This window comes from Burkholderia sp. B10 (assembly GCF_004368385.1).
Classification (GTDB): domain Bacteria; phylum Pseudomonadota; class Gammaproteobacteria; order Burkholderiales; family Burkholderiaceae; genus Burkholderia; species Burkholderia vietnamiensis.
Genome location: NZ_PQMX01000057.1, coordinates 17,578 through 40,026 on the forward strand (window position 1 = coordinate 17,578; position 22,449 = coordinate 40,026).

Annotated in this window: 18 protein-coding genes; 4 read left to right on the top strand and 14 right to left on the bottom strand. The window is 67.1% G+C overall.

The features are described from left to right. Positions 1-273: 273 nt before the first annotated feature. The 5 genes from C3Y15_RS23695 to C3Y15_RS23715 all read right to left on the bottom strand — a co-directional run bounded on the left by C3Y15_RS23695 (position 274) and on the right by C3Y15_RS23715 (position 5,568). Positions 274-1,248 (bottom strand): lysylphosphatidylglycerol synthase transmembrane domain-containing protein, encoded by a 975-nt coding sequence (locus C3Y15_RS23695; protein ID WP_034193859.1) that lies wholly within the window; start codon positions 1,246-1,248, stop codon positions 274-276. A gap of 220 nt (positions 1,249-1,468) precedes the next feature. Further along, positions 1,469-2,623 carry a bacteriohopanetetrol glucosamine biosynthesis glycosyltransferase HpnI gene (gene hpnI, locus C3Y15_RS23700; protein ID WP_059462555.1) on the bottom strand — a complete coding sequence of 385 codons (1,155 nt, stop codon included), beginning with the start codon at positions 2,621-2,623 and terminating at the stop codon, positions 1,469-1,471. 593 nt (positions 2,624-3,216) lie between these two features. After that, positions 3,217-3,669: a MarR family transcriptional regulator gene (locus C3Y15_RS23705; RefSeq protein ID WP_059474280.1), complete on the bottom strand. Its 453-nt coding sequence runs from the start codon at positions 3,667-3,669 to the stop codon at positions 3,217-3,219. Continuing rightward, on the bottom strand, positions 3,666-4,094 hold the full coding sequence (locus C3Y15_RS23710) for an ester cyclase (RefSeq protein WP_059735705.1): 429 nt from the start codon (positions 4,092-4,094) through the stop codon (positions 3,666-3,668). Before C3Y15_RS23710 ends, C3Y15_RS23705 begins: the two co-directional genes overlap by 4 nt. Before the next feature lie 262 nt (positions 4,095-4,356). Continuing rightward, on the bottom strand, positions 4,357-5,568 hold the full coding sequence (locus C3Y15_RS23715; RefSeq protein WP_059462559.1) for an MFS transporter: 1,212 nt from the start codon (positions 5,566-5,568) through the stop codon (positions 4,357-4,359). A gap of 119 nt (positions 5,569-5,687) precedes the next feature. On the opposite strand from C3Y15_RS23715, the gene C3Y15_RS23720 reads away from it, so the two are divergent. Further along, complete coding sequence (locus C3Y15_RS23720) at positions 5,688-6,647, top strand: LysR family transcriptional regulator (RefSeq protein ID WP_014725042.1); 960 nt, start codon at positions 5,688-5,690, stop codon at positions 6,645-6,647. A 71-nt stretch (positions 6,648-6,718) separates the two neighbouring features. Here C3Y15_RS23720 and C3Y15_RS23725 read toward each other — a convergent pair whose 3' ends face one another. From C3Y15_RS23725 to bla, 4 genes are all read right to left on the bottom strand, one after another. Further along, positions 6,719-7,561 (bottom strand): VOC family protein, encoded by an 843-nt coding sequence (locus tag C3Y15_RS23725; protein WP_014725041.1) that lies wholly within the window; start codon positions 7,559-7,561, stop codon positions 6,719-6,721. Between the two features lie 9 nt (positions 7,562-7,570). Next, positions 7,571-8,890, bottom strand: coding sequence for an FAD-dependent oxidoreductase (locus C3Y15_RS23730; RefSeq protein ID WP_059461106.1), 1,320 nt, complete (start codon positions 8,888-8,890; stop codon positions 7,571-7,573). Between the two features lie 427 nt (positions 8,891-9,317). Further along, positions 9,318-10,520 (bottom strand): acyltransferase, encoded by a 1,203-nt coding sequence (locus tag C3Y15_RS23735; RefSeq protein WP_059474326.1) that lies wholly within the window; start codon positions 10,518-10,520, stop codon positions 9,318-9,320. Then, complete coding sequence (bla, locus tag C3Y15_RS23740; protein WP_059474283.1) at positions 10,517-11,329, bottom strand: class A beta-lactamase; 813 nt, start codon at positions 11,327-11,329, stop codon at positions 10,517-10,519. The genes C3Y15_RS23735 and bla overlap by 4 nt, the downstream gene beginning before the upstream one ends. A 4-nt stretch (positions 11,330-11,333) precedes the next feature. Between bla and C3Y15_RS31840 the strand changes: the two genes are divergently transcribed. After that, positions 11,334-11,777: a hypothetical protein gene (locus C3Y15_RS31840; RefSeq protein WP_166677064.1), complete on the top strand. Its 444-nt coding sequence runs from the start codon at positions 11,334-11,336 to the stop codon at positions 11,775-11,777. A gap of 260 nt (positions 11,778-12,037) precedes the next feature. Here C3Y15_RS31840 and pcaG read toward each other — a convergent pair whose 3' ends face one another. From pcaG to C3Y15_RS23755, 3 genes are all read right to left on the bottom strand, one after another. Then, entirely contained in the window at positions 12,038-12,631 is a 594-nt protein-coding gene (gene pcaG / locus C3Y15_RS23745) for a protocatechuate 3,4-dioxygenase subunit alpha (protein ID WP_124260236.1), read from the bottom strand. A 3-nt stretch (positions 12,632-12,634) separates the two neighbouring features. Continuing rightward, a complete protein-coding gene (gene pcaH, locus C3Y15_RS23750; RefSeq protein WP_014725036.1) occupies positions 12,635-13,342 on the bottom strand; it encodes a protocatechuate 3,4-dioxygenase subunit beta in 708 nt (235 codons plus the stop codon). A gap of 287 nt (positions 13,343-13,629) precedes the next feature. Further along, on the bottom strand, positions 13,630-14,193 hold the full coding sequence (locus tag C3Y15_RS23755) for a YiiX/YebB-like N1pC/P60 family cysteine hydrolase (protein ID WP_014725035.1): 564 nt from the start codon (positions 14,191-14,193) through the stop codon (positions 13,630-13,632). 120 nt (positions 14,194-14,313) lie between these two features. On the opposite strand from C3Y15_RS23755, the gene C3Y15_RS23760 reads away from it, so the two are divergent. Next, the gene (locus tag C3Y15_RS23760) at positions 14,314-15,051 is read left to right on the top strand and encodes a helix-turn-helix transcriptional regulator (RefSeq protein WP_011882028.1); all 738 of its coding nucleotides are present in this window, start codon (positions 14,314-14,316) and stop codon (positions 15,049-15,051) included. A gap of 78 nt (positions 15,052-15,129) precedes the next feature. After that, positions 15,130-16,116 carry a pca operon transcription factor PcaQ gene (gene pcaQ / locus C3Y15_RS23765; RefSeq protein ID WP_069246508.1) on the top strand — a complete coding sequence of 329 codons (987 nt, stop codon included), beginning with the start codon at positions 15,130-15,132 and terminating at the stop codon, positions 16,114-16,116. A 221-nt stretch (positions 16,117-16,337) separates the two neighbouring features. Here pcaQ and C3Y15_RS23770 read toward each other — a convergent pair whose 3' ends face one another. Together C3Y15_RS23770 and C3Y15_RS23775 are read right to left on the bottom strand one after the other, a co-directional pair. Then, complete coding sequence (locus C3Y15_RS23770) at positions 16,338-17,612, bottom strand: amino acid permease (RefSeq protein ID WP_069240131.1); 1,275 nt, start codon at positions 17,610-17,612, stop codon at positions 16,338-16,340. Between the two features lie 131 nt (positions 17,613-17,743). Beyond that, complete coding sequence (locus tag C3Y15_RS23775; protein ID WP_069246507.1) at positions 17,744-22,261, bottom strand: DEAD/DEAH box helicase; 4,518 nt, start codon at positions 22,259-22,261, stop codon at positions 17,744-17,746. Positions 22,262-22,449: the final 188 nt, after the last annotated feature.

Sequence of the window (22,449 nt, forward strand, 5' to 3'; positions counted from 1 at the left end):
TCCGACCTTTGGGGTGTTTTCCATGGCGAAGTACATGGCTGCGCTACCCGGCGCTACGGGCAGCGGGTAAGCAGGTAGCGAGCGTCCGGACGAGGACTAAAGCCCGCCGTTCGAGCAATCCGTGCCGGATCTGATGGAGCGCGAAGGCGCGTCTGATCGGCAAGCTGCTGCGCGCTTCAACATTCGGAATCGCCCGATCATGCTGAACGCGCAGCGTTTTCGGTCCGGATCGGAAAGACGTGCGGCAGCATGCCTCAATGATTTCCGAGGTCCTTATTCCGTAGTCGGCCTTACCGAACCCCGCCGCCAGGCAAAAGCAAAGAAGGCCGCGGCACCGAGGATCAGCGGGAAATAAAGCGTCGCGAAGCGCCAAAGAACCAGAGCCGACGCCATGGCATCTTGCGGAATCCAGTTTGCAAATGCTGCCGCAAGCGCCAAGTCGCCGGCGGCACCGCCGGCCGGTATCCCGGTCCAAAGCGCCGCATGCAGGACCACGGCCTGCACCGCCACAACGAATCCGAACGGCAACCGGTAGCCGAGTTCGAGCAGCACGAACCACAGGACGCCATAGCGCGGCAGCCATTGCAGCGTAGTGAAGACGAGCAAGCCGGCAAACCGGTGGCGAGGCCCCATCATGAGCAGCCCCGCTTGCCGGCGCACACTCTGGCGGAACCCGTCCCACCGGGCTCGCTGGCTCCCGAGCCACTGAATGCGGCCACATGCAGCATCCAGCGCGCTCGCGACTTTCCGGCGGCACGCCCATAGCGTCGCTACAAGAATCGCGACACCTGCCAGCATTCCGACGACCATCGACACGTTTGGCCTCGGCACGACCTGAGCCAGCGGACCGACAGCGAACGCAATCGCGATTGGAACCGCCACCGCCAAGAAAGCCAGGTCGAGCGCCTGGTCGGCGCCGACGACCGTCGTGGCCGTTGCCCACGAGGCTCCAGCGCGCTGCAGCAACCCGATATTGACGCCATATCCTGCCGCCCCCAGGGGCGAGACGAGAAAGGCAGAATCGGTCACGAGGGCGATGCCATATGTGCGTCCGAAAGGAAGACGCAAGCCCAGTGCCGTTTGTATCAGGTGCTGTTTGCCAGCCTTGCCGAGCGCGCTCGCAGCGGCGCTTGCCGCCAACACCAGGAACATCTGCATCGAGACGGTCCGCAGCCAGGCAAGCGACTGGTGGGAGCCCACTATGAAAGGTGCCCCCACGGCCAGTCCAACGCCAAGCACAGCCAGCATCGTCGCCGTATTACGTTTGAAAGGCCTGCTCAAAGGAGCCGCCCCGGAACTCGCCGCGGGGCAACGTGGCCTGGCGTTCGCGAGGTGCTCTGCGCCGACGTAAGCGGAAGAATATGAATAAGCATGCGGATATAAGGATCGTTCCGGCAGCAGCGGCGTTACCCCGAGTGCGAAGCGCGACGCTGCATAGCACGGCCGGCGGCCGCGCTCGTACCAGCTTTCAGCGTTTTGAATGTAGCATGCCGTTCCGGTCCACGTGAAAAGTGAAGCCGCGCCAGGTGACCAGGGTCGAACTGTAGCTCGCGAGGAAGATCAGGAACAACGCAATATCCCATATCGGCAGCAGCCACAGCTCGCGATGGGGATGGCACAAGGCCCGGTCCGCCCGGAGCTTCAGCCAAAGGCGGGCCAGCAGGGCGATCGCGGCGAGCGACCACGACCAGCTTGCGGCGCCCGACAGTACGATGGTCAGCGTGGCGAACGCAAACGGATGCATCAGCGCAGAGCCCAGGTGGCCCGCCGGATCGATGGAGCGAATCGTGCGGCTCCAGCGTAATTCGTGCGAGATCAGGCTTGCGGCGCTCGTTTCAGCACAGGCGTGGGAAATGAAGAACGGTGGAATCACGACCCGCTCGCCGGCTTTGCGCACGGCCTGGCCGATCGCGTGGTCCTCGGCGAGATGATGGGCGAACTGTTCGAAACCGCCGATCTTGTCCACCGTCGCGCGGCGCATTGCGATGGTCGGTCCCATGCAGGGTTTGGCCAGCCCCAGTGTCAGGCCGGTCACCACGCCCGGAACGAACTGATAGTTGATCGCATTGACAGCCAGGCGTGGCCAGAACCCCGGCGCGGACTTTCCACGATAGATACAGCTCACGAGGCCCACCCCCGGCTTTTGCAATTCGCCTACGACGCTGCGCAAATACTCTGGGCTCACACTGACGTCGCTGTCCGCAAAGATCATCACATCATGGGCCGCCTGCGTCAGCATGTTCACGATGTTGGCGATCTTCCTGTTCGGCCCGTACAGGCGGGCATCCGCTACCACCGTGATGTACGCCTCGGGGTAGAGCGTGCGCAGCATCTCGACCGCCTCCAACGCAGGGTCAGCCGCATCGTGCACGCCGAACAGATATTGCACGTCGCCCGGATAATCCTGCTGAAAGAAGCTCGACAGGTTATCGAGCAGGTTCCACTCGTTACCGTGTAGCGGCTTGACGACCGTGACAGGCGGATAGCTGGAGGGAACTGAAGTCGGGCGCGCAAAAAAGCGCGACATCAATACGCTTGCCAGCAACGTATAAATGATGCCGCCTACGGCCGCCGAAGCTGAGATACCCAGCAGCGCAACGAGCAGCAGATGGGCTGCCCGCATCGTACCTTCGAATGCGGCCAGTCCGGTCATGAGCAGCAGACCGGGTGGGAGAATGATCGACTCAGGCAGTGGTCGATCAGTGCAGCCGAAAAATTTTGACGTGTGGAGGTGTCGAACACGCTCCTGATGGGACTAGCGTCGGTCAAAAGATCGTTCCGGTTGTCGTGAAAACGGTCATGTGCTCTGTCCGGCATGGAACTAGCTATCCTGAAAACGATCCAGGTTGGCAAGACTACGCCTAAATTCTTACATCTTGATGCTCGCCGCTGGATTGTTCCTACCGTCAGGTCGTGCAGCTCCTTTACAGGCTGCTGTATTGCTGCGGCATACGTTTACGTGTACGGACGCCGAGCATCAGAACGCTCGGTTTGCGTGGTGCGGGAATCCGGGATGCCATCTTCGAAGAATTTCGTCCGCCAAGCGCCACGGGGTCTGCACCGGCCCGTGCCTCGGCGGATTTCGGACGGCGGTGCAAGTATCGTCCACCGCAGAGTTGCTATGCGGGGTCTGGATCAGCAAACTGCTGCCGTCTCCCTTTGCACTTCACCCAGCCCCGTGGTCATCATCCGCAACAGGGATGGAGCGAGCCCGATTCAGTCGATCAGCTTGTTGAGCGTTCGAACCGCGGCCTCCAACACCGCGCGTTCTTCGCGGCTCGTCTTCGTCAGCAGTTGCTCGGTAAGCCATTGCGAACGTGCATCTCGCGCCTGCGCAGTCTGTGCACGCCCCGTATCGGTCAGATCCACGACCCAGGCGCGGCGATCTTCATTGTCTACCGTCAAGGTCACCAGCCCTTGTTCGACCAGTTTCTGCACGATCAGCCGCATGGTCTGATGGGTCACGGCTCTGCGCACGGCGAGTGTCGCGATACTCACCGGGCCGCAGCGTTCGAGTAGCGCAAGCGTCTCGTTCTGCGCGTTCGATTGCGTACCGCTTTGCTCGCGAACGACCTTGACCAGACGGCTGACGACATCGCGAATCGCTTCGCCCAACACCGCAGCTTCGGCGGCGCGGTCGCTAGGGGCGTTTCTGGAGATCCGACTCATTTTGGCCGCACCGCGCGTTCGCGAAGTCGCGCAACGACGGCGGCAAGCGTATTGACGCCCCAATGCTCGACATATTGCCCGTCCCGAATGCGGACGATATCGATGACGTCGATCGAAATGTCGTCGCCAGTCGCGTCGACGCCCAGCAGTGGCCCGACATGTTTGCCGGTGATCGACTTCCGCGTCGTGACTTTGTCACCGTCGCATAGTTGCTCGTGAATGTGGATCTCCATGTCGGCAATGGCCGGCCGAAGCACGGACGCAAACGTTGCCCACATCGCTTCGGCGCCTCGGCTCGCCTCATTCGGCGCGGACCAGTTGACGAAGTCGGGCGCCATGAGCGCTTCGAAGCAGGCTCGATTGCCATCGCGGATCACTTCGTAGTTGAACCGCTCGACGACAGCTTTGGGATCGTTGCTGTTCATGCTTGTCCTCAATTGTTCGGAAATTCGTTCGCCCCGGCCGAAGGGGGGGGAACGAATAATATACAGCAAGGCTGTATATTTCAACCGAATGAGTGCCCGGCTCGGTAGGTGCCCGACCCGGGCGTTCGACTATTCGATATGAACGAGGACTTGCTACGCCGCCTGGTGCCGAAAGCGCGCATATCGGGATGCCCGCCGTAATCAAGCGGTCGCGCACATCAACGCATTCAATCTGTTGCCATTGACGAGGCGCCCGGTCCGTTCACCGGCGCTTCCCGGACGGAAAGCCGTGGGTCTTCGCTCGCCATGCCGTGAACAGCCCAATCGCAAGCAGCGACGAGACCACCCACGGAAATGCAACGACACCGGTCGTTTCAAGTAATACGCCACCGATGATCCCACTGCCAGCAAACGAGAGATTGAACACCGTCACCAGCGCGGATTGCGCAACGTCGGCGCCATCGCCGGCTGCATCGGCCAGGGCAGTTTGAAGAAGTGTCGGCGCACCGCCGAAACTGAAGCCCCATATCACCACGCCGACCCAGATAACCGCGGGTGACGTGACGCCCAGCCCGAATATCAGCGAAACCATCGCGAAGGCCGCCAGTCCAGCCAGCACCAGCAGACGCAGCGATCCGTCAACGAGAGCACCGATTACCCAAATCCCGAGCATGGCGGAGATACCAAACAGCAACAGCACCGAATCCATGTCGCGGGTGAGTCCGACGGATGCGAGGAACGGCGCAATGTAGGTGTAGAGAATGTAGTGCGGAAGAATCCACGCGCTGACCACGAACAGCACGGACCGCACGCCCGGGATAGCGAGAACTCGCCGCATCGGCAGACGCTGGCCCGCCATCTCGCCGGGATAGTCGGGAACCTTCCAGCACACCAGGGCCATCAGCGCGAGCGACATTCCGGACATGATGCCGAAGATGCTGCGCCAGCCGACCATACTGCCGAGCCACACGCTTAACGGCACACCGACCGACAACGCCAAAGGGATGCCGATCATCGCCACCGCGAGCGCGCGTCCCTGCATCGCCGGGGGAACCATGCGCCGCGCGTAAGACGCCAAAAGGCTCCACGCGAGCCCGGTGGCGAGTCCCACGGCAAAGCGCGTCGCCAGCGTCAGCATGTAGTTCGACGACACTGCGGTGATCGCATTGCAAGCCGCAAAGACGCCGAGCACCAGTAGCAGGACATGCCGGCGCTGCCACCTGCGCACGGCTGCGGTCAGCGGGATGGCCGCTACACCGGAGCCGAGCGCGCAGCACGTCACCAATTGCCCGGCCCACGCTTCGCTCACATGAAACCCTCGTGCAATCTCCGGAAGCAAGCCGGCCGGTACGGCTTCGTTTGCCGTGGCGATGAAGCTGGCCATCGTCAACGCGAGCAACGCTGCCATCGGGAGACGATTTACCGTCGCCGCGCATCCAATACCAATGGCCGCTACACCGCAATCTTCATCCATCTTTCTCTCCATGTTTCCTCGCTTGCCTGCATCCGGGCTTGCGAAGTGGCAGTCTGCTTGGTAAATACGGATTTGATAATTGGCCGCCCGTTTGAATACATCTCAAATCTGGATGAAGAATGGCAACTGATCGACTGGGTGATATGCGTTTGTTCGTGGAAGCGGCGGCACTGGGCAATTTGTCGGCCGCCGGCCGGAAGCTGGGATTTTCCCCAGCAGCAGCGAGCGCACGGCTCGCCAAATTGGAAGCGGCACTATCGACGCGGCTATTCGACCGCAATACGAGGCAACTACGCCTGACCGAAGAGGGGCGGCTATATCACCATCACTGCAGCATTGCATTGAGGGCCATCGAGGATGGCGAGGCTGCTCTCACTGCGAGCCGGGGCATAGCGCGGGGCAAAGTCCGGATCTCGGCATCGGCCGATTTCGGTCGCCATCTGCTGAACTCCTGGCTGGAAGCCTTCGTCCGCACGCAGCCCGAGCTCAAAATCGCACTCGACCTTACCGACTCGGTATCGGATTTGCTGCAAGACGAGGTCGATCTCGCGATCCGATTTGGCCGGCCGAACACCCCCTCACTGATTGCACGCCGGCTTGCACCGAACTGGCGAGTGCTATGTGCGTCCCCCGACTATCTGGCCAAATGCGGCACGCCGCTCGTTCCGGCCGATCTGGTTGCGCATGAGTTCGTCGTTCTGGTTACGGCTGCAGGGCCACTGAACGAGTTTCGCCTGGTGTCGGAAGGCAAGCGTTGCAATCACACCGTGGCAATGGAAAATGCGTGGGAAACCAATGACGGCGCGTTGGCTCGCGCGTGGACACTGGCCGGATATGGCATCGCTCGAAAAACGATCTGGGACGCCGCAGCGGATATTCGCGCCGGCAAACTCCAGGTCGTTCTGCCGGACTGGATCGAAAGCGAACCCGGCATTTATGCCGTGTTGAACCGGAATCGCTATATGACGCCGCGGGTGAGAGTGCTACTGGACTTCCTGGTCGAGCGCTTCCAACGTGCGATATCTGACGGCATCCTGGCCGGGCTCCCGTCGCCATCCGTGTCGGAAAACGCGGACTGACTGATTGCCGTCGCGCGAGTGCTGTGCGCCGGTTGTACGCCCGGCGCGGGCCCACCCGCGCTCCGCCTCATTCAAAACCGCCCCACGCTCGCGCATTCGACGAAGCGCAGCATCGCCCCGTGCGAAACCGCTCCCTCGACCACCACACCGCGTTCGCTTCGCCGCATCTCGACGCCGGCACCGCCCAGCACATCGGCAAGCCGATCGAGCGACTGCACCGTGAACGCGAGCTCCGTGAAGTGCGGTCCGGTGCGCAGCGCCTCTGCGCGCGCTGCGCCGTCGATACGAACCTCGACCTTCCCGCAGCGGATCAGATAGCTTGCATCGTCCAGGCGCGTCGCGCTCGCTGCGAGCACGCGTTCGTAGCGATCGACGGTCATCTCGAGCGCGGCAGCGTCGACGGCAATCGTTATCCCCGCAAGGCTCGTTACGCCGTTCGGATGCAGCGCGCCACCGGGCGGGTAGACGAGTTCCGGCGTCAGATGTTCGCAAGCGAACACGCGGCCGCCCGGCGTATAGGCGACGTCGACCTGCGTGATGCGGAAGCTCGCATCGCCGGTGCCGTTGCGCGTCGCGACGGGCCGCGAAAACGCCACCGGCGGCTCGGCCGGTACGCCCGCCGCGTGCCAGTCGCGATACAGCGCGTCCGCGCTGTCGGTCGCGACCACCATCGCAGCCGCTCCGTCACCGTGTTCGAGAAAGTCGGAGAAGAATGCCGTGACGGGATGCGGCCGGCGAACCGTCAGCAGTTCGAGGTAGCAGCCGTCGAACATCGCGCAATGATTCTCGGAGCCCATGGTGTGATAACCGCGCGGCGTGAGTGCGAATCCCATCCGCGCAAAGTCGTCGCGCGCGGCATCGAGGTCGCGCACCGCGATGACGAAATGGTCGATTCCCGAAAGATGCTGTGTCATGGCAGGTTCCTAATCTCGGTGATCTTTCCAGCGGTAATAGAGCATCGCGCCGATCGCCACACGCCTGACGAGCGCATGGGCGGCGATCGTCCGCAACGTGGAAAACGGCAGCCGCGACGCGCGCTCGTCGCCCGTCAGCGCCACTTCCGCAAGCTCGGGGCCGACCGCGGTCGACAATGCGACGCCGCGACCATTGCAGCCGAACCACGTGTACAGACCGTCATCCAGTTTCACGAAGCGAGGCATCCGGTCCGGCGTGACGGCGAAGTCGCCATGCCACAGATATTCGAAACGAAGCGGCACGTCGTTCAGCTGCGGAAACATCCGCCGCACGCGCGCACCGATGCGCTGCGGCAGCCGGCGCTCATAACCCATCGGCACGACGAGCGCGCCGCCGGTCACAAGCCGCCCGTCGCGATCGAAGCGGGCGAAGTGGAGATCCGATTGCGTATCGGACATCGCGTGATCGAGCGGCAGGATCGAGGCGCGCAGATCGGCCGGTAGCGGCTGGGTGGCCATCTGATACGAGCGCATCGGCAGCAGCGCCTTCGCAATGCCGGGCCACGGCGCGCGCGTGGAGTGGCCGCTGTAACTGTGCGTGGCAATCACGACCCGGCTGGCGTGCACCGCCGCGTCGCCGTGCGCGGCCACCCAGTGCGTGCCCTGTCGCGTCAGCGACGACACGGGCGTGTGCGTATGGATGCATGCGCCCGCGTCCTGCGCGGCGCGCGCCAGTCCGCGGACGAACGCAAGCGGATTCACGTGCCCGCCGGTCGGGTTCTGCCAGCCGCCGTGCCAGAACGACGAGCCGGTCAATTCGGCGGTGCGATCGCGATCCAGCAACTCCACTTCGACGCCGCGCCGCCGCCATTGCTCGACGCGCGAGCGCGCAAGCGCCAGGCGGCTCGCGCGATGTGCGGGCTGCATCCATCCAGCCTGCACGGCCGCGCAGTCGATCCGGTGCCGGCGTGCGAGCTCGAACACGGTGTTCGCAGATTCGCCGATCAGCGAGACGAGCGTTTCGCCCTTGTCCGCGCCGTACTCGGCAACGATCGCGTCAGGATCCGCGCGCGTCATGGCCGGGATCACCTGTCCGTTGTTGCGGCCCGACGCGCCCCAGCCGATCTCCGCTGCCTCCAGCACGACCACCCGGGCGCCGCGCTCGGCCGCATGCAGCGCGGCGCTCAGGCCCGTGAAGCCGGCGCCTATGACGAGCAGGTCCGCGAAGTACGTGCCGCTCGGCAGCGGCGCAGTTGCAGCGGCGGGCGCGGCGGTGGCCGCCCACAGCGATGGAGGCAGGCGGCTCGGGTCGAGGCTCGCGTCAGGCATGGCAGATTCCCCGTCCGGAATGGTCCGGTGCGTTTGCATGAATAGGCGTCGTTGAAGAAAACGGGCGGGTGAAGTTCGCCGAGGGTAGGCCGAGCGTGCCTGGCAAACGGCCGGGATGCCGTCCGCCATGACTGAGACGGGCTTGCATCGAAGGTTGTCTTGCGTCGAGGGCCATGCGTGTCCTTTCCGTTCAGAGCGGGCACCGCGCGAGCCGGTCGACGACGGCTCGCTTGCTGCGCGCGACTGCTTCCCACATATCGGGTAGTGCGTGCGATTGGGGAATCATATCGTCCGGCAAGGAGAAGCCAATTTCCCTATCTTTTTTGATTCCGATGATTTGGAGATATTTTTTCTATCTAACGCAGGCGCGGTACACGATGCCGAGCGGCGCGCGGAAGCCCGGCGAACTTGCGGACGCCGCGGCGGCTCATTCGAGCCGCTCGCGCGAATCCAGATCGGGGAGGTTCGACGTCGCGCCGATTCGGCGCAAAGCGTTCGCTTGCCGATTGGCACGTCTCGGCGTCAGCCACTTCCGGACGATGCGGTTCGACGGCTCGGCGTAGCTGCGCGCGATGGCGGCGCCCAGGCCGACGGAAAGGAGCAGATAGCCGACGAGAAGCGCCAATTTCTCGTCGCCCGTGACGTGCGACGGCGGATAAATGGTTCTCAGCAAGCCGAGCACGATAAGGTGGAACAGATAGAGCTCGTAGCTGAGCTTGCCGAGCGCTTCGATGAGCGCGGACACGCGCGCGGGCCGCAGCGACGTGCCGGCTGCGCAATTCGCGGACAGCAACAGAACCGCCGTGCCGAAGGCAATGGCGGTCACGCCGAGCACGTTGCTTTGCCCGATCGGCCAGGACAGGTAGACGAGCGCCATGCCCGCGGCCGTCAACCCCGTGAACATGGTCTGCGCGCGGCCGTGCCATTTGACTTTGCGTGCGAGCAATGCCGCGCAGCAACCGATGGCGATGGCATCGAAGCAGGCGAGATACGCATAGAGATAGTCGCCCTCGTCGCCTTGGTGGAAGAAACGATAGACGGGGCCGGCGACGATGCACGACAGCCAGAACACCACGAGCCGCGCCTCCCGGCGAAGCGCGACGCACAGCAGCGGGAACGACAGATAAAACACTTCCTCGACCGAAAGCGACCACAACACGCCGAGCGCATAGTTGGTCCAGCCGTGGGAGCCGACCAGCACGTTCATCCAGAACGTCAACGACGCGAGATTCACCAGCCAGAACGAAACCGGCGTGCCGGCCGGCGAGTGATTCTGAAAGATCGCGATGCCGGCCAGCGCCAGCGCGTTGACGATGGCCAACAACAGCAACAGGCAGGGGACGATGCGGGCGATGCGCAGCGCGTAAAACGTTCCGATATCGACGTGGCCGAGTTCGGACCAGCGCCGCATCGCGTTCGTCGTGATCAGATAGCCGGAGATCACGAAGAACATCGTGACGCCGTAGTTGCCGTTTCGCGCAACGGCACGCACCGCATTCCAGCCGAATACGTGCGACAGCGCAGTGTCGTCGAGCCGGTAAGCGATATTGAAATGGTGAAACAGCACGAGCAGGATCGAAAAGCCCCGCAGGAAATCGATCTTCCGGTTTCGCATGTCGGCGCCGTTCATCCCGCGTGCGTCGCCCACTGCACGAATGCCGAGCCGGCCTCGCGCAACACGGCCTCGCGTGCGTCCATGCTGACACCCGGCGCGTCGTAGTAGACGGCGACGAGCAACGGCGCGCGCCCGGGCGGACGGACTAGCGCGTAGTCGTTCGTCTCGCGGTCGACGCTGGTGCCGGGCCGGTCGGCGGCTTGCCAACCGGCGGGCAACACGGCGCGAATCCGGTTGAGCCCCGGCTTGCAGTCGGTCATGCCGCGCTCCAGTCGCGCGCGCGAGCCGGCGCTGAGCACGTCGCCGAGCAGCAGGCGCTGCGCCGTGGCGGCGATGGCCTTCGGCGTGGTGGTGTCGAGCACGCCGTGATAGCGGTTCGAGTCGGGCTCGTAGCGGTCGGAGCGCGTCACGGTATCGCCGAGGCCGCGAACGAAGCGCGTCAGCGCCGCAGGGCCGCCGGCGCTGCGCATCAGCAGGATCGCGGCCGTGTTGTCGCTCTCCACCAAAACCGCGCGGCAGAGCGCCTCGATCGACATCGCACCCTGAGCGACGTTGGCCTTCGTCACCGGCGACGTGAAAATCAGGTCCTTTTCCGTGTAGTGGACGAGGCGATCTAGCCGCTCCGAGCCGCTGTCGACGCGTGCCAGGATCTGCGCGGCGAGCAGTCCCTTGAACGTGCTGCACATCAGGAAACGTTCGTCGGCGCGATGGCCGAGCGTGCGTCCCGAGCCGGTATCGATCGCGAACACGCCGAGGCGGCCGCCGCTTCTGCGCTCGATTTCGGCAAGCGGCGATTCTTCGGCTGCGCGCAGCGCGGGAGCCATGCACGTGCCGGCGAGCAGCGGTAATCCGATCAGTAGTTTTCTGCGCAGGAGCGAGTGGGGCACGGTCGGGTCCGGTGGGTTAGGGCAAGGAACAGGAGGAGACACGCTCGACACGTCGAAGCGTGTCACGCGAATCGAGTATCACGTCGCGACGGCCGATGACCACGCGCGCTTCGAGTACATCGTCGCCGAACGTCGGGGGATTTTCGCAGGGCAGAGGCGCTGTTTGCGCAGTACGTTCGAGCCGCTTGGGTTTCTCGCTGGGTTGCGACACCCAGGCATCGACTACGGCCTCGAAGAACAAAAAAAGCGCCTGCCGGATATGGGACAGGCGCGCTTAAAGGCACTCGGTCAGAAAAGCCGCGCGAATGAGCCGCCGCTTGAATCACGCATCGCTCGGGCAATTGCTGCTCGGCCCGATTCAATCGCGGCACTTCGCTTGCGATAAGAAAGCATACGCCGCACAACACGCAAACGATATCGCGTGTCTGAGGAAATCGATGTGCTCGTGCAGCATGCGTTTCAAGCGCATGTTTGATACATGTTCAGAATTCGCCGAACGGGCGCGCATCCGCCCACGCCGGTCGTGGATGTTGCAACACGGCATCGAACCTCGCGAGAAAAACGAAACCGCCGGACGACGCGACTGCTGGCGGCGCGTCGACCCGGCGGTCCGTGTGATCGGCCGGCCGATACCGGCCGGCGCAATTACACGTCGAAGAACACGGTTTCGTTCGGCCCCTGCATGCGGACGTCGAACCGATACACGACCGGGCGCCCCGGCTGCGCGTCGCGCTTCGCCACCAGCGTCGCGCGACGCTCGGCGGGCACGAGGTTGAGCACCGGATCGGCCGCGTTCGCCGCGGCTTCGTCGTCGAAATACACGCGCGTGAACGCATGCGTGAGGATCCCGCGCATCATCACCGTCACGTTGATGTGCGGCGCTTTGTCGGTGGCGATGCGGCCGGGCTTCACCGTCTCGACGACGAAGCGGTGCTGCGCATCGGTGCCCGTGCCGACCCGCGCGAAGCCCGTGAAGCCGGACTTCGCGACGTCGTCGCGCGATGCCGGAAAGCGGCCGGCGCCGTCCACCTGCGTGAATTCGAGCATCGCGTCGCTGACGACGTTGCCGTCGCCGTCGAACACCTGCCCGACCAGCAGCACGTGCTCGCCATCGGCATGCGGTGCGGCGATCGTCGGCGTGAACAGGCTCTTCAGGTCGTAACCGTATTGCTGCGGGCACAGGCCGTACGCGAAGTACGGGCCGACGGTTTGCGAAGGGGTTTGCTTCAGCGTCGTCATGGTTCAGCGCTCCATCGGGGTAGCGTCACGGCCGCGCAGCACGATGTCGAATTCGTAGCCGAGCGCATGGCCTTCTTCGGTGGTGTCGAGCGAGAAGCGCGAGATCAGGCGATCGCGCGCGGCCTCCGGCGTGCCCTGGAAGATCGGGTCGTACGCGAGCAGCGGGTCGCCGGGGAAGTACATCTGCGTGACGAGGCGCGAGCCGAAGTAGTCGCCGAACAGCGAGAAGTGGATGTGATTCGGACGCCACGCGTTCGGATGGTTGCCCCACGGATAGGCGCCGGGCTTGATCGTCAGGAAGCGGTAGCGGCCTTCGGCGTCGGTCATGCAGCGGCCCGCGCCGAGGAAGTTCGGATCGAGCGGCGCGTCGTGCTGGTCGACCTTGTGCACGTAGCGGCCGGCCGCGTTCGCCTGCCACACTTCGACGAGCGTGTTGCGCACCGGTTTGCCGCCCTCGTCGAGCACGCGGCCCGTGACGACGATGCGCTCGCCGAGCGGTTCGCCGTTCTTCACCGCGTTCTTCGTCAGGTCGTGGTCGAGCGGGCCGAGATCTTCCGCGCCGTAGACGGGCGCGTACTGGTCGCGCAGCCGCTCCTTCAGCGGGATCATCGGGCGCGTCGGGCCGCGCTTGACCGACGAACGGTAGTCGGGATGGACATACGCGGGATGCGACGGCCAGTCGCGCGGCGTGAGAATCGTGGGGGAATCCATCGGGCGTCTCCTGTTGGGTTATTTCGCGTGAGTGGATGGCAGGACTTTAGCCAATCCGGAAAGTTATGAAAAATGACCTTTTTTCGCGAATTGCATAACCGGGAGTTATGGTCGGCCGCCCAATGAAAGATCCGCCGGACAGAAGATCCGTCCGGCGGAGAAAGCGATCGGGCGTCGCATCGTCGGTGACGACTCCGTGCACGGCCCTCCAGCCCGCCCGTCGCTGCTTTTTGTCGGTTCTTCTTGTTTTTGTTCGAAGGTCTCCCCGCGCGCCGCGCGGTTCGCCGTTACGGGCGGGCGGGATCGAACACGATCCCGTCGAACTCGACCGACAGCCGGCCGCTGCGCAGCAGCGCGGCGGCCGTCGCCGCGCGGTCGGCGCCGATCACGTCGGCGACGTAGTTGGCGCAGAACCCGCGCCCCGCCAGCATGCCGAAGCGGCCGCCGAGCAGCACATCGATCCGCTGTTCGGCCAGCGCGTGCACGCTGCGCTGCGCGTCGGCAGTCGCGGCCGCGACGCGGCGCGCCAGTGCGATGCGGCCGCCGTCGGCCCGGGCGACGAAACGCGACAGCGGCGTGAGCTTCGTACGCGCCCAGGCGGGTTCGGCGATCAGCGGCTCGTCGCCGGACGTATCGACGACGATGCCGAACCGGTCGGCCCACGAGCCGCCGTGGTCGGCCGCGGCGCCCGGCTTGCGGGACGGCGCGCGGATGAACAGCAGATCGCCGACGTGCGCGCCGGCCGCCAGCGTGCGCAGCGTGGCGAGCGGCAGCATGCGCTCGGTGTCGCGCGCGGCGCGCGGCGCGGGGTGATGCGGCTCGAAGGCAGGGGCGTCGGTTCGGGTGTTCATCGCGGCTCCGTCGGTGGGTGACAGCACGGAGCGGATTATGCAGACGAGTAACCCAAAGTGCTCACGCGGATGCGTCGGTAGCCTAATATCCGACCTGGAGCAACATTTTTCGATACTGGAATGACCGAAACCGCCCAACTCATCCACACGTTGAAGCGCCTGTTGAAGGCGCATGGAATGACCTATCGCGACGTCGCGCGTGCGCTCGACGTGTCCGAGACGAGCGTGAAGCGCCTGTTCGCGAGCGGCCGCTTCACGCTGGAGCGCGTCGTGGAGATCGCGCAACTGCTCGGCTATACGCTGGCCGAGCTGGTGCAGGAGGCGTCGGCGTCCGCGCCGCGCCTGCGGGTGCTGACCGAGCAGCAGGAGGCGCTGCTGGTCTCGGACGAGAAGCTGCTGCTGGTCGCCGTCTGCGCGGTCAATTACTGGACCGTGCAGGACATCGTGTCGGCCTACTGCCTGACGCACGCCGAATGTGTGAAATACCTGCTGATGCTCGACCGGATGAACGTGATCGCGCTGCTGCCGGGCGACCGCATCCGCGTGCGCGTCGCACGCGATTTCGACTGGCTGCCGGGCGGGCCGATTCGGCGGTATTTCCACGCGCACGTGCTCGACGATTTTCTCGGCAGCCGCTTCGACGGGCCGGGCGAGACGATGATGTTCTCGCAGGGGATGCTGACCGACGCGGCCGCGGCGGAACTCGAGCAGGAACTGCGGCGGCTCGGCAGCAAGGCGGCGGCGCTGCACGCGGAGTCGTCGTCGGCGCCGCTCGGGCAGAAGCGCGGAACGGGCCTGCTGATCGCGAAGCGCATCTGGGAGCCGACCGGTTTCCACGCGCTGCGGCGTCACGGGTAACGCCGCAGCGGCGCGCTTGGGTCTTTCCGGAAAGTTATGCAAAATGGCGCTACATCGTCATTCGTATAACTGCCCGTTATGAATAACCGTATCGCGGACGGCCGCGTCAAATTCCGGCACCTGCAGTGTTTTCTCGCGGTCGCGCAACTGGGCGGCGTGCAGAAGGCGGCCGAAAGTCTGTCGATCACGCAGCCGGCCGTGTCGAAGACGATCGCCGAACTGGAGGCGATCCTCGGCGTGAAGCTGTTCGAGCGTGGGCGGCACGGCGCGCAACCGACCCGCGAAGCGCAACTGTTCATCCCGCATGCGAACGCGTGCGTGCTCGCGCTGCGGCAGGGCGTCGGGCTGCTCGCGCGCGAGGGCGGGGCTGCTGCGGCGACGCTCGAAATCGGCATGCTGCCGACGGTCGCCGCATCGCTCGCGCCCGCGTTGATGAAGGCGTTGGCCGCGCGCTGGCCGCGCGTCGTCGTGCGGATCGCGACGGCCGCGAATGCCGAGCTGCTGGAGCGGCTGAAGGCGGGGGCGATCGAATGCGCGATCGGCCGTCTGTCGGAGCCCGAGCGGATGATCGGGCTCGCCTTCGAGCAGTTGTACAACGAGCCGCTCGTCGCGGTCGTGCGCGCCGGCCATCCGCTGCTCGCCAGCGCCGCGCCGGCCGCCGAACTGGCGCGCTATCCGGTCGTGCTGCCGCCGTTCGGCACGCTGATCCGCCAGTCGGCCGAGCAGGTGCTCGGCGCATGCGGCGCGCCGCCGCTCGATTCGTTCATCGAGGTGTTGTCGGTGTCGGTCGCGCGCGCGCTTGCGCTCGAGAACGAGGCGGTGTGGTTCGTGCCGCTCTACGCGGCCGAATATGATCTCGCGGCCGGTACGCTCGCGCGCTTGCCGTTGCCGTCGGCCGGTGCCGACGAACCGGTCGGGCTCGTGCTGCGCACCGATGCTCAGCCGTCGCCCGTGGCCCGGACGCTGATCGACGCGCTGCGCGAGATCGCTCGCACACGGCTGCGCGACGTGCAGGCGAGCCGCGCGCCGCGCGCTGCACGCAAGCCGGGGCGCCGCGAGCGCTGAGTTGGGCTGGCCGGTGCGCGGTGCCGGGTGTCGTCGTTCGCGGCGAAGCGTCCGGTCGGCGATGCGGCTGGCGCCGGCAGCGGCTTCAGCGCCGGCCTCACGTCATCGGGGTGATTCGTTGCGCCGACAGATTCGATCGGCGACGCGCCGTGCGGCGACGCAACGCGGCACGCTGCCGCGCCTCGCGCACGAATGCGCGTTAGTGCACGTTAGTGCGCCGGTCACGCGCGCCGTCCCGCGAGCCGCAGATAAAGCAGCGCCGCGCCCGCCAGCAGCAACGGGAAGAACAAATACCAACCGGTCGTCAGAAACAGCCCGGCCACGGCGATCAGCGAAACCCACGCGCAGCGATACGCGGCGCTCGCACGCGGCAGCAGCTTCAGCGCGGCGGCGGCGCCGAGCCCGTACACCATCACGAAGCAGCCCGACGTGACGAGCACGAGCGGTTTCGGCCCGACGTCGGAGAACGCGGTCGCGGCCAGCGCGGCGGTGGCCAGCGCCGCGATCACGCCGAGGCTGCGGCGCGGTACGCCGCCCACCTGACTGCCTTGCGCGAGCCACGCGGGCAGTGCGCCGTCGCGCCCGAGCGCGGCCCCGAGCTTCGCCGCGCCGGCGAAATACGCGTTCATCGTCCCGAGCGTGAGCAGCAGCGCCGCGGCCGCGGCCAGCACCTGCGCATGGCCGCCGATGCCGCCCGCGATCAGTTCTGCGAGCGGCGCGCCCGACGCGCCGGCCGACGGGCCGAGCACCGTCACGCTGGCCGCGGCGACCGACAGATACAGGAACCCGACCACCACGACGGCGATGCCGGCCGAGCGCGGCATGTCGTGCGCCGGCCGGCGGAATTCGGCGGCGAGGTGCGTGATCGCCTCCCAGCCCGCGAAGCTCCACACCAGCAGCGCCGCGGCCTGACCGACCGCGAGCCAGCCGTGCGGCGCGAACGGCTGCAGGTTCTCCGGGCGCGCATGCGGCGCGGACGCGAGCACGGCGGCGAGCAACAGCGTGACGAGCAACGCCGACAACACGAGCTGCATGCGGCCCGACACTGTGACGCCGAACGCATTCGCGGCCGATACGGCGGCGATCAGCGCGGCGGCCGTGACCACGACGGTCGTATGCCCGCCGCCGATCACGGCCGCCACGTATGCGCCGCCGAACATCGCGGCGGCCGGTGCGCCGGCCGGCACCGCGAAATAGAAACACCAGCCGACGATCGCCGCGGCCTTCGGCCCGAACGCGCGGCGCGCATAGGTGGACACGCCGCCCGCGTCGGGATAGCGCGCGCCGAGTGCGGCGAAGGTCGCCGCCAGCGGTCCGGACAGCACGACGAGCCCCGCCCACGCGAGCAGCGAGGCCGGCCCGGCGACCTCGGCGGCGAGCGCCGGCAACGCAATGACGCCGGTGCCGAGCACCGCGCCGATATACAGCGCGGCGCCCTGGAAAATCGTCAACGAGCCTGCGTGATGGACGGCAGGCGAATCGGCATGCGAGGGCATGAAAGGCAGTCTCCGGAACGCGTGGGATGCGCGCGGTCGGGCGCGCGTCGAGTCGTTCGATGCTACCCGAACCGGCATGGCGAAACGGCGCGGCGTTCAGTAGTCTGCGACCTGCAGCGTGTCAGCCTGTGTCAGTGGCGGCGCGCGAGCCGCAGCCGCGCATCCTCGCGCGCGGCGGGCGTCAGGTCGGCCGCGTAGTGGAACGTGCCCGAGACGAGCGACGCGATCGGCACGCCGTCGCGGAACAGCAGGCGATTGCCGGCGAGCGCCGGCACCTTGTCGCCGGGCAGCAGCGTGCCGGCAAGGTTCAGCGGGTCGACGCCGGTCACGCACACGTACTGCCCGTCGCCCGGCTGCCGGCGCACTTCACGCAGGACCGGGATCGCTTCCGGCAGCGCGAACTGCTCGCCCGCGATGCCGGCGACGAAGCGGCCGCCGCGAATCTCGCCGCGCGCCTCGAGCCGTTGCAGCACGCGCACGAGCTCGCGCCAGCTCGGCAGCCATTCGGCCTCGCGCTCGAGCAGCCGCCAGAACACCACGCCATAGCGGCGCAGCAGCGTCCACACGATGTGCTCGAGCGCATCGGGATCGGTCGCCGTTGCGCCGCGCTTCGGCGCGGGCGCCGGCGCATCGTCCGGCACCGCGCCGCGCTGCACGAGCGCCCAGCGGCCCGCATCGTCCATCCCGCCGATCAATGCGCCGCCGCGCCGCGTGCGCGGCGCATACGTCGCGCTGCGCTTGACCGCCGGCTTCAGCAGCGCGCGCAGCCCGGCGAAGCTGTCCGCATTCACGAGGCCGGCAGACACCAGCTCGCCGAGCGCCTGCTCGAGCTCGACGGGGAGCATGTGCAACTCGTCGAGCAGCGCGTCGAAGAACATCGCGCCATGGGCGACGAGCGCGTCGCGCACCTGCGTCGCGCGCGCGGACAACGCCGGTTGCGCGTCGGGGTCGCGCAGCGCCTGCCATGCGCGCAGGTGGCGGCGCGGCAGCAGCACGACCGGCGTGGTCTTCACCGGCGTGCCGGCCGCGCGTGCCGGTGCGCCGATGCGCGTCCACACGAGCTTGCCCGAGCGGCACAGCTCGTCGAGGCCGCCGGCCGTGTAGTCGGTCAGGCGCGCAGGCAGCAGCGCGTCTTCCCAGGCGCCGGCCGCCGCCTCGTATCCTTCGAGCTGCTCGACGACGGCCGCGAGCGCGTCGCGGCCCGTGCCGCGCGTGTCGGGCGTCAGGTGCTGCCAGTGCAACAGGAACCGCATGAAATCCGCGCGCTCGACCGGCTCGATCTCGCGGCGCAAGCGCTTGACCGTATAGCGATGAATCCGGGCGAGCAGGTGGCGTTCGCACCATTCGTCGTTCGTCGCGCCGGGCGTGAAGCGGCCGCGCATCACGTAGCCCTCGCGCTCCAGCGCGGCGAGCGCCGTCTCGACCGACGCGGGCGGCAGGCCGAGCGGCTCGGCGATCGCGCCGACCGTCAGCGGCCCGAAGCCGGTGAGCCGCGCACGGATCACGTCGACGAGCGCCGCGTCCGCTTCCCACGGCTGCGCGCACGCCGCGGGCACCTTCAGCGCGGGGCTGAAACGTGCGTCGGGATGCAGCGCGCGCATGCACACCAGACGTTCGACCGGCACCCACAGCACATGGCCGTCGGGCGTGACGCAGCGCGTCGCGCGACGGTGTTCGGCGAGCGCCGCGAGCCATGCGGGCCAGCCGTCGTGCGCGTTCGCCTCGCTGTCGGCGACGCACGCGAGCGTGAGCAGCGCATCGTGCATTTCATGCGCGTCGCGTGCGAGCGGCCACGCTTCGTCGCGCACCGCGGCGATCGCATCGGCGTCGAGCGCGCCGAGATCGTCGGCGGATTCGGGGTCGCTCCAGCGGCGCGACTGCACGGCCTGCGTGCGGCGCTCCTCGAGCGGCGCATCGTCGAGGAACGCATACGGCTTCGCGTTCAGGATCTCGGCCGCGAGCGGCGACGGCGCGGGCAGGTCGCGCGCGATCAGCTCGATTTCGCCGCTTTCGATCCGGCGCAGCAGCGCGAGCCAACCGTCGGCGTCCATCGCGTCGTGCAGGCAATCGTCGAGCGTCTGGTCGACGAGCGGATGATGCGGGATCTCGCGTTCGCCGACGACGTTCTCGAGGCAGGCGGCCTGATCGGGGAACACGGTCGCGAGCAGATCGTCGCTCTTCATCCGCTGCAGTTGCGGCGCGGTGCGCCGGCCGCCGGTGAAGCGCGGCAGCGCGAGCGAGGTCGTCGCATTCCAGCGCCAGCGCACGCCGAACAGCGGCGCGTCGAGGAGGGCCTGCACCAGCACATGCTCGGCGCTGGCGGAGCGCAGGTAGCGCCACACTTCGTCGAGCGCGAAGCTGTGCGCAAGCGACAGCGACAGGACGATCGCGTCGTCGGTCGCGGCCGCCTGCAGTTCGAAGTTGAAGCTGCGGCAGAAGCGCTTGCGCAGCGCGAGCCCCCACGCGCGGTTGATGCGGCTGCCGAACGGCGAATGAATCACCAGCTGCGTGCCGCCCGACTCGTCGAAGAAACGCTCCATCACGAGCGTGTGCTGGGTCGGCAGCGCGCCCAGCGCCGCGCGCGTGCGTGCGAGGTAATCGACGATCTGGCGCGCCGCTTCGGGCGATAGCCGAAGCTCGTCGACGAGCCAGCGCAGCGCCGGCGCGAGACGGCTTTCCGCGGCGGCGAGGGCGGTGTCTGTCGCATTGCTGCGCGACGCTTCGATCGGCTTCGACTTCGATTTCGACTTGGCCGCTGCGCCGTTCGCGTCCGCGCTCGCACTCGCGCCGCGCGGCCGATCGCTCCGCGCGGGCTCGCGTTCGCCGGCCTGCACGAGCCGGTCGCCTTCGGCGAGCAACCCGTCGAGCCGCGCGCGCAGCCGGCCGACCGCTGCCGACAGCTCGTCGCTGCGTCCCGGCGCTTCGCCGAGCCAGAACGGAATGCTCGGCGGCTGGCCGCGCGCATCCTCGACGCGCACGCGGCCCGTCTCGACGCGAATGATCCGGTACGACTGATTGCCGAGCTGGAACACGTCGCCGGCCAGGCTCTCGACCGCGAAATCCTCGTTGACGGTGCCGACCTGGATGCCCTGCGGTTCCAGCAGCACGGCGTAGTCGGCCATGTCGGGGATCGTGCCGCCCGACGTCGTCGCGGTCATCATCGCGTTGCGGCGGCCGCGCACCGTGCCGCCGACCACGTCGCGATGCAGATACGCGCCGCGCACGCCGCGCCGGCTCGTGAAGCCTTCGGCGAGCATCTTGAGCACGTCGTCGAAGCGCTCGCGCGACAGGCGCGCATAGGGCGCCGCGCGCGTGAAGGCCGCGTACAACGCATCTTCCTGCCACGGCGTGCAGGCGACCTCGGCGACGATCTGCTGGGCGAGCACGTCGAGCGGCGCTTCGGGAATGCGCAGCGTGTCGAGCTCGCCGCGCCGCACGCAGTCGAGCAGCGCCGCGCATTCGACCAGCTCGTCGCGCGACAGCGGAAACAGGCGGCCCTTCGGCACGCCGCCGACGTGGTGGCCCGAGCGGCCGACGCGTTGCAGGAACGGCGCGATGCCGCGCGGCGAGCCGACCTGGCAGACGAGATCGACGTCGCCGATGTCGATGCCCAGTTCGAGCGACGCGGTCGCGACCAGCAGCTTCAGCTCGCCGCGCTTCAGCCGCCGTTCGGCCTCGAAGCGGTGTTCCTTCGCGAGACTGCCGTGATGCGCGGCGATCGCGTCCTTGCCGAGACGCTCCGCGAGATGGCGCGCCATGCGTTCGGCGGTGCGCCGCGTGTTCACGAACACGAGCGTCGTGCGATGCGCGGCCGCGAGCGCGGCGATGCGGTCGTACACCTGGTCCCACACGTCGGTCGCCATCACCGGTTCGAGCGGCACGTTCGGCAGTTCGAGCGCGAGGTCGCGTTCGCGCGTGTGGCCAGTATCGACGATCGTGCAGTCGCGCGGCGCGTCGGCCGGGCCGCCGACCAGGAAGCGCGCGACCGCCTCGATCGGCTTTTGCGTGGCCGACAGCCCGATGCGCGGCAGCGCGCGGCCCGTCAGCGCGTCGAGACGCTCCAGCGACAGCGCGAGATGGCTGCCGCGTTTGGACGACGCGAGCGCGTGGATCTCGTCGACGATCACCGAACGCACGCTCGACAGCATTTGCCGCCCGGACGTCGACGACAGCAGCACGTACAGCGACTCCGGCGTCGTCACGAGGATGTGCGGCGCGCGTTTGCGCAGCGCGGCGCGCTCGGACTGCGTGGTGTCGCCGGTGCGCACCGCGGTGCGGATCGCCGGCACCGGCAGGCCGAGGCGGGCGAGCGATTCGGCGATGCCGGCGAGCGGCGCGTCGAGGTTCACGTGGATGTCGTTCGACAGCGCCTTCAGCGGCGACACGTAGACGACGAGCGTCGCGTCGGGCAGCGCGCCATCGTGGGCGAGCGCGTCGCGCACGAGATCGTCGAGCGCGCACAGGAACGCGGTGAGCGTCTTGCCCGAGCCGGTCGGCGCGGCGACCAGCGTCGAGCGGCCCGCCTTGATGTGCGGCCACGCGAGCGCCTGCGCGCCGGTCGGCGCGGCGAACGTGCGGCGGAACCACGCGGCGACGGCCGGGTGGAACGCGTCGAGCGCTTGGGCGGGGCGGGTGGCGGTGACGTCCATCGGTGCCTTGAAATGGGGTGCGAGCGAGCGGGCGCGCGAACGGCGACGCGCATCGTCAGTGTGCCAGACGTCGCGTGCGCGTGTCGGGCGTGGGCGGCGCGGCAGACGCGCGCTTCAGGAATGCAGATGAGGTGCGCGGGCGGGGTTTCAATAGGCGCGCGTGGGGATGGCGCCGGTTGGTTACGGGG

Bases quoted from the DNA above. Each gene is read 5' to 3' on its own strand.
- C3Y15_RS23695 (WP_034193859.1), bottom strand. From the start codon at position 1,248: ATGCTGGCTGTGCTTGGCGTTGGACTGGCCGTGGGGGCACCTTTCATA.
- hpnI (WP_059462555.1), bottom strand. From the start codon at position 2,623: ATGCGGGCAGCCCATCTGCTGCTCGTTGCGCTGCTGGGTATCTCAGCT.
- C3Y15_RS23705 (WP_059474280.1), bottom strand. From the start codon at position 3,669: ATGAGTCGGATCTCCAGAAACGCCCCTAGCGACCGCGCCGCCGAAGCT.
- C3Y15_RS23710 (WP_059735705.1), bottom strand. From the start codon at position 4,094: ATGAACAGCAACGATCCCAAAGCTGTCGTCGAGCGGTTCAACTACGAA.
- C3Y15_RS23715 (WP_059462559.1), bottom strand. From the start codon at position 5,568: ATGGATGAAGATTGCGGTGTAGCGGCCATTGGTATTGGATGCGCGGCG.
- C3Y15_RS23720 (WP_014725042.1), top strand. From the start codon at position 5,688: ATGGCAACTGATCGACTGGGTGATATGCGTTTGTTCGTGGAAGCGGCG.
- C3Y15_RS23725 (WP_014725041.1), bottom strand. From the start codon at position 7,561: ATGACACAGCATCTTTCGGGAATCGACCATTTCGTCATCGCGGTGCGC.
- C3Y15_RS23730 (WP_059461106.1), bottom strand. From the start codon at position 8,890: ATGCCTGACGCGAGCCTCGACCCGAGCCGCCTGCCTCCATCGCTGTGG.
- C3Y15_RS23735 (WP_059474326.1), bottom strand. From the start codon at position 10,520: ATGAACGGCGCCGACATGCGAAACCGGAAGATCGATTTCCTGCGGGGC.
- bla (WP_059474283.1), bottom strand. From the start codon at position 11,329: ATGGCTCCCGCGCTGCGCGCAGCCGAAGAATCGCCGCTTGCCGAAATC.
- pcaG (WP_124260236.1), bottom strand. From the start codon at position 12,631: ATGACGACGCTGAAGCAAACCCCTTCGCAAACCGTCGGCCCGTACTTC.
- pcaH (WP_014725036.1), bottom strand. From the start codon at position 13,342: ATGGATTCCCCCACGATTCTCACGCCGCGCGACTGGCCGTCGCATCCC.
- C3Y15_RS23755 (WP_014725035.1), bottom strand. From the start codon at position 14,193: ATGAACACCCGAACCGACGCCCCTGCCTTCGAGCCGCATCACCCCGCG.
- C3Y15_RS23760 (WP_011882028.1), top strand. From the start codon at position 14,314: ATGACCGAAACCGCCCAACTCATCCACACGTTGAAGCGCCTGTTGAAG.
- pcaQ (WP_069246508.1), top strand. From the start codon at position 15,130: ATGAATAACCGTATCGCGGACGGCCGCGTCAAATTCCGGCACCTGCAG.
- C3Y15_RS23770 (WP_069240131.1), bottom strand. From the start codon at position 17,612: ATGCCCTCGCATGCCGATTCGCCTGCCGTCCATCACGCAGGCTCGTTG.
- C3Y15_RS23775 (WP_069246507.1), bottom strand. From the start codon at position 22,261: ATGGACGTCACCGCCACCCGCCCCGCCCAAGCGCTCGACGCGTTCCAC.